Origin of the sequence: Acinetobacter sp. YH01008 (assembly GCF_013420435.1) — a bacterium.
In the GTDB taxonomy this organism is placed as follows: domain Bacteria; phylum Pseudomonadota; class Gammaproteobacteria; order Pseudomonadales; family Moraxellaceae; genus Acinetobacter; species Acinetobacter pseudolwoffii.
In genome coordinates, this window is record NZ_VOYD01000017.1 from 38,194 (window position 1) to 54,339 (window position 16,146).

Annotated in this window: 14 protein-coding genes and 1 pseudogene; 2 read left to right on the forward strand and 13 right to left on the reverse strand. The window is 42.9% G+C overall.

The genetic code is table 11. The features are described from left to right. Nucleotides 1–94 precede the first annotated feature (94 nt). Together FTT75_RS10540 and FTT75_RS10545 are read left to right on the forward strand one after the other, a co-directional pair. Nucleotides 95–1,690, forward strand: coding sequence for a tyrosine-type recombinase/integrase (locus FTT75_RS10540; protein WP_074382893.1), 1,596 nt, complete (start codon nt 95–97; stop codon nt 1,688–1,690). A 102-nt stretch (nt 1,691–1,792) separates the two neighbouring features. Next, nucleotides 1,793–2,698: a hypothetical protein gene (locus tag FTT75_RS10545; RefSeq protein WP_180186376.1), complete on the forward strand. Its 906-nt coding sequence runs from the start codon at nt 1,793–1,795 to the stop codon at nt 2,696–2,698. A 199-nt stretch (nt 2,699–2,897) separates the two neighbouring features. Here the strand turns inward: FTT75_RS10545 and FTT75_RS10550 are convergent, their stop codons facing one another. The 13 genes and pseudogenes from FTT75_RS10550 to FTT75_RS15875 form a co-directional block, all read right to left on the reverse strand. After that, the gene (locus FTT75_RS10550) at nt 2,898–3,272 is read right to left on the reverse strand and encodes a hypothetical protein (RefSeq protein ID WP_180186377.1); all 375 of its coding nucleotides are present in this window, start codon (nt 3,270–3,272) and stop codon (nt 2,898–2,900) included. Then, nucleotides 3,269–3,844, reverse strand: a complete 576-nt coding sequence (locus tag FTT75_RS10555) for a lysozyme (protein WP_180186378.1) — start codon at nt 3,842–3,844, stop codon at nt 3,269–3,271. Before FTT75_RS10555 ends, FTT75_RS10550 begins: the two co-directional genes overlap by 4 nt. Further along, entirely contained in the window at nt 3,841–4,137 is a 297-nt protein-coding gene (locus FTT75_RS10560; protein WP_180186379.1) for a hypothetical protein, read from the reverse strand. The genes FTT75_RS10555 and FTT75_RS10560 overlap by 4 nt, the downstream gene beginning before the upstream one ends. After that, a complete protein-coding gene (locus FTT75_RS10565) occupies nt 4,118–4,444 on the reverse strand; it encodes a hypothetical protein (RefSeq protein WP_180186380.1) in 327 nt (108 codons plus the stop codon). Before FTT75_RS10565 ends, FTT75_RS10560 begins: the two co-directional genes overlap by 20 nt. A 74-nt stretch (nt 4,445–4,518) precedes the next feature. Beyond that, nucleotides 4,519–4,752, reverse strand: coding sequence for a hypothetical protein (locus FTT75_RS10570; RefSeq protein ID WP_180186381.1), 234 nt, complete (start codon nt 4,750–4,752; stop codon nt 4,519–4,521). Beyond that, nucleotides 4,745–6,733 (reverse strand): hypothetical protein, encoded by a 1,989-nt coding sequence (locus tag FTT75_RS10575; protein ID WP_180186382.1) that lies wholly within the window; start codon nt 6,731–6,733, stop codon nt 4,745–4,747. The genes FTT75_RS10570 and FTT75_RS10575 overlap by 8 nt, the downstream gene beginning before the upstream one ends. A gap of 12 nt (nt 6,734–6,745) precedes the next feature. Then, on the reverse strand, nt 6,746–7,144 hold the full coding sequence (locus tag FTT75_RS10580; RefSeq protein WP_180186383.1) for a hypothetical protein: 399 nt from the start codon (nt 7,142–7,144) through the stop codon (nt 6,746–6,748). After that, complete coding sequence (locus FTT75_RS10585) at nt 7,144–7,410, reverse strand: hypothetical protein (RefSeq protein WP_180186384.1); 267 nt, start codon at nt 7,408–7,410, stop codon at nt 7,144–7,146. Before FTT75_RS10585 ends, FTT75_RS10580 begins: the two co-directional genes overlap by 1 nt. Continuing rightward, a complete protein-coding gene (locus FTT75_RS10590; protein WP_180186385.1) occupies nt 7,411–8,685 on the reverse strand; it encodes a hypothetical protein in 1,275 nt (424 codons plus the stop codon). It abuts the gene before it with no gap. A 15-nt stretch (nt 8,686–8,700) separates the two neighbouring features. Next, nucleotides 8,701–10,320, reverse strand: a complete 1,620-nt coding sequence (locus FTT75_RS10595; protein ID WP_180186386.1) for a hypothetical protein — start codon at nt 10,318–10,320, stop codon at nt 8,701–8,703. A 694-nt stretch (nt 10,321–11,014) separates the two neighbouring features. Then, nucleotides 11,015–12,416, reverse strand: a pseudogene (locus FTT75_RS10600) (hypothetical protein); the annotation flags it as partial. Then, a complete protein-coding gene (locus tag FTT75_RS10605) occupies nt 12,406–12,825 on the reverse strand; it encodes a hypothetical protein (protein WP_180186387.1) in 420 nt (139 codons plus the stop codon). The pseudogene FTT75_RS10600 and the gene FTT75_RS10605, both read right to left, overlap by 11 nt. Next, nucleotides 12,822–15,908, reverse strand: a complete 3,087-nt coding sequence (locus FTT75_RS15875) for a tape measure protein (RefSeq protein ID WP_257230367.1) — start codon at nt 15,906–15,908, stop codon at nt 12,822–12,824. The genes FTT75_RS10605 and FTT75_RS15875 overlap by 4 nt, the downstream gene beginning before the upstream one ends. Nucleotides 15,909–16,146: the final 238 nt, after the last annotated feature.

Sequence of the window (16,146 nt, forward strand, 5' to 3'; positions counted from 1 at the left end):
ACCTCGTTTAACTTCGTTTAGTCGCTTCGTATTGACTTTTAGTGTCCTTTGATTGCACCCTACTTGCACCCCAATATTTTAATGGTGCAAATTCATGGGAACAGTCACTAAGCGACAAACAAAAGACGGCACAACCCGGTATAGAGCTCAAGTCCGTGTACAACGTCAAGGCTACCCTGAATTCAAACAATCAAAAACCTTCAGCAAAAAATCATTAGCTGAGGACTGGATCAAACGCACGGAAGCAGAAATCGAATTGCACCCTGAAAAAATGTTGAATCCGGCGGTGCAAATAAAGCACAAAACGCTCAGGGAGTTCATTTTTCAGTATTTGGAAGAAGCAGACAGCTTTGCCAGGACAAAAACAGGAGCACTACAGCACATCGCTAGTTTAGATATTTCTGAGAAGAATATCTATTCTTTAACACGACAAGACTTTTCTGATTATGCAATTATGCGAAGAAAAGGCGATCCAGTTAAAGGAACTGACGGTGTTGCACCTGCCACCATCTTAAAGGACTTAAGCCATATCAAGGCTGTTATCGTTCATGCAGAGTTTGTATGGGGCGAACCCTTAGAGACTGTGCTAATCGAATTTGAAAAAGCCATGATTGGTTTACAGAAGTCTCGCATCGTGACCAGATCCAAACAGCGTGACCGCTTGCCTACGGCGGAAGAACTTCAAATGCTGACCAACTATTTCTATAAAAGCTGGAAACGGGTCAAGAACTCAACGCCGATGCATCTGATTATGTGGTTTGCACTCTACACTGCCCGCCGTGAAGATGAGCTGTGTTCATTGCGCCTGGATGATTACGATGATCTGAATAGTCAGTGGTTAGTCAGAGATGCTAAAAATCCGAATGGATCCTTGGGTAATCATAAGTATGCTCACATGGAACCAAGAGCCATCAATATGATTGATGAGTTTATGAAGCCAGAAGTCCGGGATCGAATGCTTGCCTTGGGATATGACAAGAATATTTTAATTCCAGTGAATACCCGTACCGTGTCTACATACTTTACCCGGGCGTGTAATGCATGTGGTATTAGTGATTTAAGATTCCATGATTTACGCCATGAGGCTGCAACACGTTATGCAGAAGATGGCTTTACCATTCCCCAGTTGCAGACTATTACCCTTCATGAGTCATGGAATACCTTGAAGCGATATGTGAATCTTAAAAAACGTGGCATTCGATTGGAATTTGAGGAAGCAATCCGTGTTGCAGAAGATAACTATAATAGTTATTACAAGGAATGGAGTAAGAAACAGCGCTACATGGCATTGGTTGATAAGAGTGATGCTTTTGAAGATGAGGGCGTAATTAATGTTGAATTTGATTTCATCAAAAAACATTTAGATCTGTTTATTGAGATCCATCAGAACAATAAATATTTTAAACGTCTGCATGTGAATAAGTTGAATAGTAATAATCCATTCGCCTGGGATAATTCTAATAGTCGATTTGTGGCTCATGATATTCAATTAGCTTGGGAAGACTGGTTTACTGAGAATGGAAAGGTAGATTGGGATGAATTACCGGAAGGAAGTACGCATTTTGGAATTAGGGATCTTACCCTGGTGAAGAAACTTAAAACTCGTACTTATGTGTGGGAAGCATCTATTCAAGGCTGGATAGATAGTTTTGGACAGTATTTGATTGATGATAAGCATGTCGAGAAATAAAAATGATGCAGGATTGGGCTGATATTGTGGATGGGTGGAAGGAGTAAAAATGATCTCTATTTTGAATAAAGTGCATAATTTAAAGAAGAGTAATTGTTAAAAATGAGCAATATCATAAAATTTAAAAGGCGCCGAGTATCTCAAGGGATTATCCTTTCAGGGACAACAGCTAATAATGAAAACGGTATAGTTGCTAAAGACTTAAGTAGGCAGGATTTAATGTTTTATGGGTTATATTGGGATAATATAATCTTGACTCAAATCCCTTATATAGATTGCTCTGATGAAGTTGTTAATGAGTTTAAAAGCAATGGTGTTATTGATTTTTATAGGAATGCTCCTCCGGAATCAATGCATAGTTCCCAGTTTCAGCGCTTAGCCTTGGAATCTCTTATTGCTTGTCAAAGTGTAAAAAAACAGACCAAAGACTCTGACTGGATTATTTATAATAATGTTGCTGCTGGATTTAATAGCATTGAATCGGATGATCTACTGGAACAAGATTCAATTAGGATTGAGATAGCAAAATGTCTGCCGTATCCAAGTACTTATGTTCCTATAGATGTATTAAGGAGATTTAGGGAAGATCATATTGAGCAGCTAGACAATCTTCATTATACAAAATACAAACTTTTTAGGACTATCTCTGCCTTTGATGATAAAGACCAGCGTGCTTTATCTCGCCAAAATGAAATTATTCAATTCGATAAAGCTGTGACTGAGTATCAGGAAGTTTTTGCTTCAAGATTTCCATCATATTCACTTAAACCCATAATTAGTGATATCAAAAGCAATAGGCCTAAATTATGGGAAGCTAGTACCGCAATCGGGGATATGATGTTAAGTGGTGGCACTTTGTCTGGCGCGTACTTGGTAGGAAAAACACTTTTCAATATGCTGGGATCAAAACAGAAGATTCATGAAGCTAAACAGAATTCACCGCAATTCCATTTTATTTCCTCTGCAATTGACAAAGGGATAATTCTTCAAAAAATAAGGGACAATTAAAGAGCCTTAATATATACCCCCCCCATATTCACATTCACATTCGTCGTAATCGAATGAGCTGTGCAGCCCTCACTTGAGGGCCTTCACAATTGCACCATGACGTGCCTTACAATCGTTATATTTAGCAACCACATCGATAGACCAGACCAAAGCAACCTTACCCTGCCCTGATTCCAGTTTTTGCAAATCAGGACAAGGCTCAAGGAGGTTTGCTGGCACCACTGGCGATAAGTGAGTTGAGTTGCTGCAGGCCGTCATCATCAAAGCAATGGTTGAGATACACAGGACGATCAATGATCTTTTGCACTTCACGTGTAACTGCTTCGACCTGCACACGCTGCTTTGATTTTGTTGATTCATAATCCGCACTCATCTGGTTAATTTGATTTTGTTTTTCAGTTAAAGCTTTGAGATGCTTCTGTTCAATTTCTTGAATTTTGGCTGTGCATTGCTCACTGGCTTTGCGTAGCTTCCCGCCTAAGTGGTTGGTATAGGCAATTTGCCCGACCCATAAAACAAAAAAGACCGCAATTGCGATCCAGTGTTTATATTGCCATAATAGATTTAGAGTCATTTTAAAAATAACTCCATTTCAATTTTCCTGCGATTCACCAGACCTTGCAGGCGTTTGCCACGAGCATTTACCCATAAGCCAAATTGATCAGCTGCCGCCTTATAATTTTTCTCATTCAGCCTTTTGACCAAAGTGGATTCTTCAAATGCGGTAGGTCCAATGTTATAGGCCAATGAAACCAAGGCATCAAACTGATTCTGATTGATCGGAACATTGACTGCGCTATTGACGGTTTGCTCGAATTTTTTCAAGTCATGTTGCATGTAGCTTTTGGCTTGTTCCAGTGTGCAGGTATCCCCTTTTTTGACACGAATACCATTTGGGTGTTTTGTGGTGCCATAACCAATGGTCCATACACCCACGCCATCATCGTAGGCATTGAGCCGTAGGCTTTCAAAATTACGGATCAGATCAATACCACTTGGGCTGATATGCATTTCATCCGTAGCGATACCCAGCATACTGGTGACATCATCGTAAGCAGTTGCAATCAGTTTGTCAGCAGCATCAACCTGTTTCTGGGTGAGTTTTCCGCCGCTAATCTTTCGCAAGAAATCAAAAATATATTTCATGGATTGTCACCATCTTTATCCGTATTAAAAAATTTAGGACGTGCACCACCCTTACCCCAAATATAGAGTTGTCGGGTAAAGAGTGCGAATAAAATACTTACTGTAGTGTAAAAAAGGGTTCCGGCCGGACTTGGCGAATACTCATCTTTAACAAAAAGTGCCACTCCAAAAATAATTGACAGCATCAAAAGAAAATCGATGTGCTTTGGTAGTTGAATTTTTGGATGGAATACCATGATTCCAAACGAAATCAAAAACAATACCAATGCCGTCTTACTTATGATTAGTAGCATCTTCATTCTCCTTTTTGACTAAACCAAGAAGTCTTGATCGAGCCAAACTTAATAATGCTTCAGCTGTACTCTTACCAGCAGCACCCAAGACAAAACCAAATAGCTCAGGGTACTTGCCATTAGCAAGAAACAAGCTTGCTGGCTCAGCAAAGACCACACATAAAATGAAACCAGCAAAGAATCCTATCCAGCGATCCCGGGTTGGCTCCTTGCTTAATAGAAAGCCAAAAGTTGCACCCAGCACACCTGTAAAAAGGATGTGTGAATGGTTCTTTATGCTTTCCAATACCTGACTAAGAAAGTCCATATACATCCCCTTTAGCCATACATCCCCTTAAATTTTGGTAATAAAAAAGCACCCGAAGGTGCTGTTGTTTAAGTTTAGACTTCTATTTCTGAATGCTGTCCAGTGGGTGCCGGCCTTAAAATCACTTGATTTGAGACAAATACTCGGACACCCAAATTGTAGGCTGTACCAGATGTGCACAGCACAGGACCAGATCCGCCGTCGATCTGCACCCGATACTCTGGATGATTCGCTGATGTAATGGTGCCGATATATTCAGCGTGAGTAGGATTAAGCAGCTTGCGTAGTTCAAATAAAGGGTTATTCACGGCTGATGCGCTCCACTGTAATAGTTTCATTCACTTTTTCATGTGAGAAACTACCTGAAACTGAATCAATCACGCCCCACCACTGGCCATTAAATGCAATCGATTTACCGGGTAGCATCTCGCCAATTTCTTGACTGACCGGAATATCCGAGAAAGTATGCAGCTCTTGAATATTGGCTTTGACCAATTCATTTTTGCCATAACTCGCACCCGATACCACATTAAATAATGGCCCCGTGACTGTTTCTAGTGGCACATCGCCTGAAGTTCCTCGTTGCTGTACTTTCAGACTTTCACCGCTACGACTATTCACTACAGTAATGGCATTAAAGTCAGCGATATATTCATCGTTCTGTTTTATATTTTGCTGCATCACCAGACTTTCAGATAACAGAATATCGTAATCATCCACCATCATCGCATCCCAATAACCTTTCTGGTACCGGGGTAAGATAGTCAGTGTATTACCGGCTTTCTGGCTATAGATAAAGCCACCACCTGCATCAACCACCTGTTTGATTGCATCGATTGGCGCAAGTTCGGCATAACTCAGGCTTTCAGTCGGAACGATCCAACCCAGTTCATCGATCAGCTTCCAGTCCAGAATTGTATTGGCATTAGCGCGATCCAACTCAGCCTGAACCAGTTGAACAGAGGTACGTTCATTGTCCTGGATAAATGAGCGTAAAGGCCCATATTTATCAGAGTTCAGAGCTGTCACACTCCGACCCGGGTAGGTATATAAAACGCTAGCAAAACGACGGGTTTCTTCTGGATCTTCTAGCAAGACATGATGCTCAAAACCATTGATGACCAGTTTTAAAATGACCGGCTGCCCATCGATTGGCTGCAACTTGTCTTTCTCGGTATGGGCCACGGTAATGGAGTAAGTCCAGCACCATTGCGACCGGCTAGTGCTATAGGTGCCATCCATGACTTTAATCTTCTCGCCGGTATCCAATCGCTCGGCTGTTAATACATTCACGATATACCACCAGTTCCTTTTTGGTTTTACGGGTAAATTCGAGCATTGATCTTTTTCAAAGTTCAGCTGAACATCAAAACGACCATTATTTCTTGCCGGACAGCAAAAGTTGAGAATAACTGGTTGTCGTTTAGGTCTTTCAATCGGTTTAGGCCAAGGCTTTACTGGGTGCTTGCGGTAGTGAATAGCATTGGCTTTATCCCAAGGCAGGTCTGACTTGGTAACAATCTCAAGCCCTTTATCCCATTCAAACGAAAATCGGTGTTCGAATACTTGAGCCACTTCATGTGAATAAGTAAAGGTCTTACGTCTGCGAATCATCTCCTGCCAAACAGTTTCGCGGTTATGACGCAGTTTAATGGTTTCTTCATGTAAATAGCGCTGGTGAATAAAGCGCTTATCGCCTTCTTCCCATATCACATAGGCATCCGAACTTAAACCGGTTGCTTGCTCATGCAGGGATCTAATCGCCCGAGTTAATGATCCTGCTTGCTCATACTGAATATTTGCCTGATTGGAAATCACCAAGCCTAAGTCATAAAAAAGAGCCTCTTTGGAGACTCTTAAAATTGGTTTGGCCCAAGGGATTTCTGTCGTACTTAGGCATGCAATCGCTTTCTGGTACCTCATATTAAAGCCGTATGACACACCAACCAGATGATTGATATCATTTATACCTATTAAACTTGACTCAATATCAGTACATAAGCTTGCTTGTAATCGCCCGCGATTATCGACATTTTCCCAATTTAAACCACTGATTTTCGCATTAACGCGCGTGTCAATTTGAGCATTTAATTGACCGCGATTAATGAAAATCTCAGTATTTGTACCGCTAATTTGTACTGAAATCCGAGTGTCAATACGAGTATTTAATTGATTTAAACTTGGTGTATTTGCACCAAAATTTAAAACCAGATTAAAGCGACTCTGTGGCGTGCTGATTTGCTCAAAATTTAAATAAACATTGTGCTTATTTGGTGGTGTATAAGACATAACCACCTCGTTTTAAAATAGCTTAAGAATAATGCTGTCGAGTTTTTGACTTGAACCAAGTGCGATATTGACACTATTTAAAATAATGTCAGCATCTTCAGTACCTATTTTGAAGTCAGCATATGCTTCATTTTTTCCATTATACAAACGCGCCCAAGTTGCTGTGCCTGCTTGCGTTGCAAGCGCAGTGTCTGTTTCGTGCAACTCAATACCGTCACTCAATAATTGTTTAAAACACGGCTCAGGTAATGTTAGCGCACACAAGGCATTTGCTGGATTCGCGGCTGTTTCAATGCTTGCTGGTTTTGTGTCTGAGTAATACACAAAATATGCTGATCCACTACCGCTATCCAAAAACTGAGCATGTGCTTGCAAGGCTAAAAGCCCCGCCTTTTTTGAGACTTGAATCATTATTTCACCCTGTCTTGCGATGCAATGTTGTGGTCATTGTTCGGATCTACAGCCATCACGATGTTATATCTAGCATGTGAACCCCAAGCCAAAAAGCTACCATCGACTTTACTTCGCACTCTTGAGTTGACTGCTTTTGATGTACGATCCAATACGACCACTTCGCATGAGATCGGCACACCGTCATGTCGTATCTGACCTTTGATGAGGGATTTTGTGCTTGTATGGTTGTTGCTTAGATTTTCTGGTGAAATATCCAATCGCATTTAAATCTCCCCTAAATCAAAAATAATCGACCCTGCACGAATAGACGAACCCATGAGCTTCTTTCTAAGATATGCGCGATTACCATCACTAAAAACTGTAATATTGGGCAGAACTCCTGGTGCGAAATAATTAAGCGAAACTCTCGCAAGTGGTACTTCGCCTAAATAGTTATTAAGCACATCGCGCGCAAGAAAAGCACAGTGCATCGGACCTTGAGCTGCATCATAATTATATAAATCTGCGTAGCCTGAAAAACCTGATTTATCGATGCCGTACTGTAGGCGCGTGTCATTTGAATTTGAATAATTGCCCTGCACATACGTGCCATTTTTATTTTTAAGTAGTATTAAAAAGCCTGCACTAGACCCTGTGAATGCACTATTACCGCCATAACTTGAACTGCCGATTGTATTATATTCATGCCATGCCGCAATATATGGACAATCCAAACCATCGAAAATACCAAAAGCATGACATAGTGAATAATCTTTATACTGGTTTTTTGATGTTTCAATCGCGACACTTGGCATGATGTAAAAATTCTCATCATCACCGACCAATATCCACGACCTTACCCCATTGACCGCGTTCTCACTTAAAGCGTAATACGCTCCTCCGGTGTCGGCTGTTGCATAAGGCCATTTCGCCCAGCCGATATATGACCCTTCACCAATCCAATTTTTTGTAGGGGCTGTGGGATCAAATGGTGCCTGATTGCCACCAATGTCACCAATACCAGTACAAGATTCAAGAATACCCACTTTCGCAAATTTGGCCTGTGTAGGCGTATGTAGCGGATCACAGGTATTATCGACCCGTAAATAATATGGGTTTTTACTGGTATCCTTTGCCTGAAAAACAGCGCGACCCGTATCACTAAACGGCATTGACCAACCGAGTGGCGCAAGCCGGCAACTTAGTGTTTCAGTAATAGTTTGATCCGGTAGATCAATTAAAAATTCAATCGTAGTAGAGGTTGCGCCCAAGATTCTAAATTCATCATTGAGCACACTATTGCTTGATCCTGAGATTTCAACACACTGGAACATTTCAAGCTTGTGTGCAGTACCAAACGATGCAATTGCCACTCCATTTTCAATCACAATATTTAAAAGTGTTTGTGCACCATAACCATCGATCAAACATTTAGAAAGCACATTAACTAATGCGCCCCAATTGTTATCGAGCGTTGGTGCATTAATGTTGGATGATGTAAACCATTTAACTTTTCCGCTCATTATTTTTTCCACAAAAAAGACCGCAATTGCGGTCATATATTAAATTGCTATTTATAGTACGCGATCAATGTCGCCACGTAGCATGATCTGAAATTGGTCTGACAATACCGCCGGTTCAGATTGCTTTACAGTGCGAATTACCCAAACTGGGAAGTTTGCAGCGACTGTATTGAAGCGCAGAACATTCCCATTAGCCCATCCCGAACCCCAACCTTCTTTTTTGATCATAAAATATGGAACACCAGTGACCGGGTTGATCGGTGCATAGTCGGCATTAACGTTACCGGTGCCAATCTGACCAGAGTATTCCCCAATACATCGGAATTCTGTTGAGTTTGTAAACTGGATATACCAACGCTCTTGAATAGCGCCTTTATTTTTCACCATGAATGGATACAGCGCATCGTTGTAATTGGCTGGTATGGTTGCCCCAACAGGCTCATCTGCCCAAGCGCCATTCCATGAGCCTTGTACGAACTTTCTGGTATATCGTGCCTGCATGTCACCAATAACCAAGGCTGATCCAACAATTGTGTTCACGGCATCATAGTTATGCGTCAGTGGCTTGGTAAATGTCAGCTGGCCATTGATCTGCACATCACGGATCAGGCCCATATCCTGATAGCGGTATTTCACTGTCAGTGGTGCAACCAGATTACCCAGCAAGAAGTCACCACCCAGAGTTACACGACCATAGTCATAATCAACTGTGTACAAATCAAAAGCTACTTTCCTGCCGTTGCTGTCTTCAAGTTCAGCCCATGAAATGCGCTGATCATTTAGATCATAGGTAGTACCCGCAATCGCACTTGGTAATTCTTGAGACTTGCTTGAACTGACGATTCCAATGCCACCAACACGGAAGATTGGCACCCGGCCATCAATCGGCAAACGTGTAGCAGACAGACCTAAGATTTCAGAATCCAAAGGAATATAGGTATAAGCCACAGCGTTATAGCGCACGGATGAAGCATCGACCCAGACCGGCACATTGATATAAGTATCGACTCCCTCCTGATATTCCAGCAGCGGGTCATACCAATCGTGTTCCTCAATCTCTGCGCGATTCGCTTCAGTAATTTTGGTTTTAATGTAGAAGTAAATCGTGACAAAACCATTATCCCAATTCACTTGGCCATGCGCCCGGCTTGTTTCGATCACGCCATTTTCGTCAGCGGTCAGTGTTAGCTGGCCATATTCAATTGTTCCCACCACCACAGTTAATGATTGTGGTCGGATCGGCATGATCGGGGTTCTAAAGCTGATCTTATTGACCGGCAACAGGTCGGTTGTAGTGGTTAAGGATTCCAGAGTAATCGTGTTATCTGCGTTCGGCGTCCAGGAATCGATTTCAATAATCCCGGTGCCGTATTGAATGACACCTGACTGAATACCGCTATTATTGGCCGGATTCACATTACGATAAATCAAACCATCTCGATCAATGAAGGTGCTGTCACCGAGTTTAAAGCGAACCGATCCAGATAAAATCTGTTCACTAAATCCATAGGTTAGATCAAATTTCATTGCATCTGCTTGCACAGTTTCGGTTGAGCTATTGGTACCCGATGTGTCTCGATAATGCGCCTTAATCCCAGTAGTTTCGCTATAGGCTTTATATGTTGTACTTGAAAGCACCACATTACTTGGTTGCGACTGATAAATTGTCATAATTTCACCTATTATGCTGAAACATAGCCAACCCACGGGTTGACTTGCATTTTGTATTGCGTTACAGCGGTTCCGGTTACTGATGGGATTGCTGATGAGGACCCAGAACTGCTACTAGAGCCAATTTTAACGGTCGCGGTAGTTGCGCTATTTACCGGTGGCTTAGCTACTTCTTTTTCATAGAAGTAGCCAGTGACAATACTTGGAGTCATTACCACAGCGCCTGTTGTGTAATTTATTGTGCCCTGCGTGGCACCAAAGCCATCTTTCAGATTTCCGAGCCCATCATCAATAACAACCAGTGTGACCTGATCACCTAAATTTGATGTTAACGGGATTTCTAGCATCACAGAGTTTGGCTGTAATGCATTGCCGGTTCCTACGGTAAAATTGATCTGTTGACTTGCGTTTGGAATAACTGGCGGTACCGCCTGCTCTTTCTTGTCGCCATAATCATAAGTGATAGTGAATACCACGCCTTTTTGCGGCAACTCATTTGGAATGATTTCACCAATACCTAGAGCACTATTCACAAAACCGGTTGCATCACCAGTTAAATTTCCCATTGCATTCGATGTTGCTGACTTGGCCACACCATTTAGCATCCAGCTGATCGTCAGGCTATTTGCTGCCACTGCCTGATGATCCAGTTCAAATGGAATTTTTGCAGGCAGCACAGGTAAATCAGCTCGTTGATAGGTTGCAATCGGTGTCCCCCAGTTCAGCAGGATTGGTGTGTCTACATCAGGCAAAGCGCCTGTAGTGAGTAACCATGATCCAGTTTCATAGTTGATCATGCCTGAGCCAAACGATGGGCTTGATGCTTTTAACTGGCCCGAACCATCATCTTTAAGCTCATAGAACTTGCCCTGCGACATGTATGAAATCGAAAGTGCACCAGGTGCAGGAATTGGAATCAACACTCCAGTCCAGTTGGTGCTTTGGTTATTTTGAGTCACCGGAATGGCATGACTCTGGTAATACTGATTCGGTGCAGCTGCTGGCTTGAACGTGATATTCAAACTTACAGTGCCGGCTGGCGCCGCTGCAGTCCATTGAATCAGACCGCGCTGATAATCAATCGTACCAACTTGAGTGCCTTGAGTATTTTTAAGTAGTCCGCCTTGGTCGGTGATCTGCTGACCTTGTAATGTGAAAGCCACACTTGATGGAATCACAGCAGAACCGATATACAGGTTCTGACTGACACCAATTACCATGTTTGGATAATTGGCTGTAATGGTGCCTTCGTTACCTGCGACCAGTACCACACTTTCACCCGCTGCATTCACATCAATAATTGGCGTTTCAGTCTGGGCAGATGGAATCAGCTGTGCAAAGATACTTTTAGCATTGACTGTGAACTCACCCACATTGGCATCAGATGCCAGCGCTGTAGATGAGTAATACAGGCCGGTATCAGCCACAAGTGTGTCACGAATAATGGTCTTTGATGTGCCGCCCTGATACCACTGCCGAGCAGACAAACCAACAAAATCAATTTCCAAAGCATCATTTAATGAGTAAGTGGCAATCTTGTATTCCACGTTTTTGCCATCCACTACCATAATGGCAGTGCGAGTCTCAACTTTTGTGATTCGCACGTACTGCTCACGCTCTAAAGCCTTACCTTCATCACTGATCAGGACAACCGTATCCCCAACGGATGATTCAGTTTCTTGTGGAAACATAGCCACCTGAAGTGATGACATACCTTTCCAGTGGGTGTCCAGTGGTGTACCGGCAATCTGACCACCTTTGGCTAGATAGTTTTCTACACGGTTCTGGGCAGACTGGCGTTCATCAGTCCAGTTTTTGGTGCTAAAAAGCAATGCAGATACGTTTGGATCCGCAGGCAGTTCAGACACAAAGACCGTTGCACCCATCAATAGATCGGTATCTTCTGTGATAACTGCAGGAAAGACCTTGCGCATGGATACATCACCCATGGTGCGATCCATCTCAGACACATCATTGAACAGGTTGTTACTGATGCCATCCTGAACCACAACACCAGAGTATTTACCACCGCCATCAGCGTTGTCCGTCAAGCGTTCAGACTTGTAGATTACTAAATCCTTAGTTTCAATCGCCATCGTCTAACTCCGTAAAGCGCAAGGTCACATTAAAATAATCATCCAGTGATACCGCTGGAATTCCTTTCACCGGTGAGGCCTCTAAAGCCCCATCCTGGTGGTTAAATTTGACGGTGAATTGCCGGCTATCATGTGGTTGCTCAAACTGCAGTCTGAAATTTTCATCTTGCAGTTTTGACCACTCCAAAACAGTCCGCAGTTCACGTAGCTTGATCCAGCCCATTTGTGGATCTGCCGGTTGTAGAGTGATAGGTCGGCCGGACTTCTTTTTGCCCTCCTGAATGATCAAAGTGCCATCCATGGTATAGGCCTGATTCTGTTCAATAGCCTTCCATGAAAATTCATCAGGCCATAAAAAACCGTCCTCTAATGGGACGGTTTCGGATGTTGCTAAGCGGATTAATTTCATGTTGAACCCTTAAGTGTTCCTAGTTGTTTAAGGATTTGGGTTAATGGGTCTACTTGATTAGCATCAACCTGTGCATCCACATACTGCCCATTACCAGTTTCGATCCGAATTGTAGTCTTTGGAGTAGAGTCAATATCTCTAACTGATGGTGCAGAAGGAATAGACGGCGCATAGTCATTCAGGTTGGTACCAGTTGAAGCCACATTGATACTGCGCATCAACTCATTAATCTTGTTGGTACCGTGCTGAGTAGTAATTCCCTTGGCTGCAGCCTGGTCAAACATACTTCGAATCAAGGTACTCAAAGCCCCACCACCTCGACCGTAACTCTCCATCTTGGCATCACGATCCGCTTCCATGGCTTGCGACCAGATATTGCCAGCCAGCTTTTTGGCATCTTTATCGTCATAACCTTGAGATTTCAGCATAGAGATAACATCATTCCTGTTATAAGAATCATAGTTATCCAAACTGCCGAGTGCCTTGCTCTGCTGCTTCATGGCTTTATCAAATTCGCCTTTGGCCTTATTGACTGCGTCAGCCCAAGCTTCAGCAGATGTTTTGGCCTCCTCGCGTGCCACTTGACCGGCATGACGGAAGCCATCACCGATACCACGCGCAGAGTCTCTGACACGGTGATTCGCTTTTTCCCATTCATCCATGGATTTGATCGCAGTTTTCCCAGTCTCATCTACCTGAACCTCTAAATCCAAAGCTGAGGCTTGAGATCTAGTAAAACCATCCACGATACCGCCATTAGCTTGAATGGCTACATCGGCATATTTCCTGAATGCTTGCTGAAGTTGATCAGTTGAAGCCTGGCCACTTTTAAGCAAAACCTCATATGCCGCTTTATATTCAGCAGCTATTATTTTGGCTTCATCGCGAGACCGCAAACCAAATATCGAAAAGGCCTCATTTACAGAGTTGACGCCTGCTGTCATCTCATCAAGTTGGCGATTAATATTGAATGCCTGAGCTTCCACTTGCTGCAAAAGCCCATTCACTACAGTTTCACCAAGCTCACTCTTAAGGCTGTTGATTTGGCTTCGGATAGCACCAAGTTGCTGAATAGTTTCAGCACCATTGACTGCCTTGCTGATCGATTGGTTGAGTGCAAAAGCGGTATCAAGACCTTGGCGCTTTAGTTCATCAAGACTACCAATAATGGTTTGAATATCATTTATTAGTGATCTTGATGCTGCCGACCCTTTTCCTTGGAGTTGCTCGAAACTATATCCGGTACGCTCCACAGCCAAGATCATTGCTTGTTCAGCAATGAGTGCCATCTTCTGAGCTTCAAAAGAAGTACCAGCAAAAGCAGCCTTTGCATTTGCTGAGAACACCACAAGGTCTTCAGTTGCCATTGCAGCTTTAAGCGATACCTTGAGTTGTTCAGCGGTTATCTTTCCCTGCTGCTCAAGTACCACCAGGGCTGTTACTGAATCATTAATACCTTTTGTGGAATCAAACACCAAAGCATCTTGAAGCTTTTCGAGTGAATCGGTTACTGACTCGCCTTTTTTAATTAACTCATCAAACGCTGTAATAAGCTTTTTTGATTCTTCTGTTAATTGGTAGGTCTTATCTCTGGCTTTCTCTGCGGCAGCTGCCTGCTCTGCCTTAATTTCGGCCGCCACTTTAGCTTGAGCTGCTTCGAGAAGTTGCTGTTTCTCTAGTTTCTCAATAGCTTCGCCATAACCCATTGCTTTTGCGGCAGCTTCACCCATCCACTCTCCGAGTGGGGTAAGCATGCCGACAACAGCCACACCCATCACACCGAGTGAGGTAATAGCAATACCCAAGGTGCCTAGACGGCCTACCAAGCCCATTAGGCTTGTACCAGCAGAGGCAGTAGCTGTTGCTGCAGATGTTGCTAACTGTCCTTTAGCCACAGCAGTTGCTCTAGTTGCGTTAGCGTTCGCTATTTGCGCCTGCGTATTGGCTACAACCGAGGTGGTTTCTTGAGTAATAGCTAATGATGCAGCTTTAACGCTATTCGCTTTATCCAAGAACATTAGACCGATGTTTAGAGCCTTATATGCTACAAATGCCTGACCAGCCAACATCAACGTAGAGACAATCGTATCCAAGTTTTCAGCAACAAACTTAATAGCTTCTGCAACTTTAGAGCTTGCACCAGTAGCAGCATCCGCCTCACCAATATAAACCGTCCATGCAGTTTTAAGATTTTCAATTGATGCACCGATTGTTGTGGGGAATTTAGCGAATTCAGCACTAATTGCTTCGCTTTGGCTTAATAAAGCCTTTGTTACAACATCAGTTGTAAGCTTCCCCTCACCAGCCATTTCGCGCAATTTACCGGTGGTTACATCAAGCCCATCAGCCAACGCTTGAGCTAATCGTGGCGACTGCTCCATGATCGAGTTGAATTCATCACCGCGAAGTACACCTGAACCTAATGCTTGGTTAAGTTGAGTAATAGCTGCTTCATTGGATGCGGCAGATCCACCGCCCACCTGAATGGCTTTGTTAATTGTTTCAGTTAAAGAAAGCGCCTGTTCTTGCGGCCACTTCATCTCTTGGCCAATCTTGGTTAGTCGAGAATATAGATCACCAGTTGCGGTTAAATTAGAGTTGGTATTAATGGCGACATTTTTAACATCATCCATGGCTTTTTGTAGATTGCCATGCTCTCCAATTGCTATTGATAGACGACCAGATAGGTTTTTATACTCATCGGCAGTCTGTGCAATTTCCATTGCCGTGGTGCCAATACCGAGAGCAGCTAAAGCCCCGGTTAGAGCATTAAAGCCGATTTTTAAGCCCTGCAACTCCCCTGACGCACCTTTTGAAGCCTGCTCTGTTTGTTGTAACTCTTGTGATGTTGCTTCTAATTCTTTATCAAGCTGCTTTACTTGTTGAGCTGTCTCTTGAGATTGGTTGCCAAGCTGATCTACCTCTTTTGTTGCACTATTGGTATCACCTACAACACTGGCTGATCCATTCTTAAGTGCTGCAAATGCATCCTTTGCTGCTTTCTCTGACTGATGCATATTGGAAACAAAAGCTTTTGTATCCGCATCCATCACCAGCTTAAATGTTAAATTCTTACCAGACATGCTGACCTCTAAATTTTAGGTACTAAAAAAGCGCCTAGAGGCGCAGCAGATATAAAAAAACCGACCTCTTATTGGGTCGGCTTTATTTAATTGAATTCACAATTACATTCCTAAGTAAAATTTGGCGACCTGTATCAGGAAAGATGCAGCCATTATAAAAACTGCAATAAAGGCCAAGTGCCAAAATACTTTCACAAAATTCTCTGGTTTTAAGTTCATTGCTTCCATTGTTGCTCCT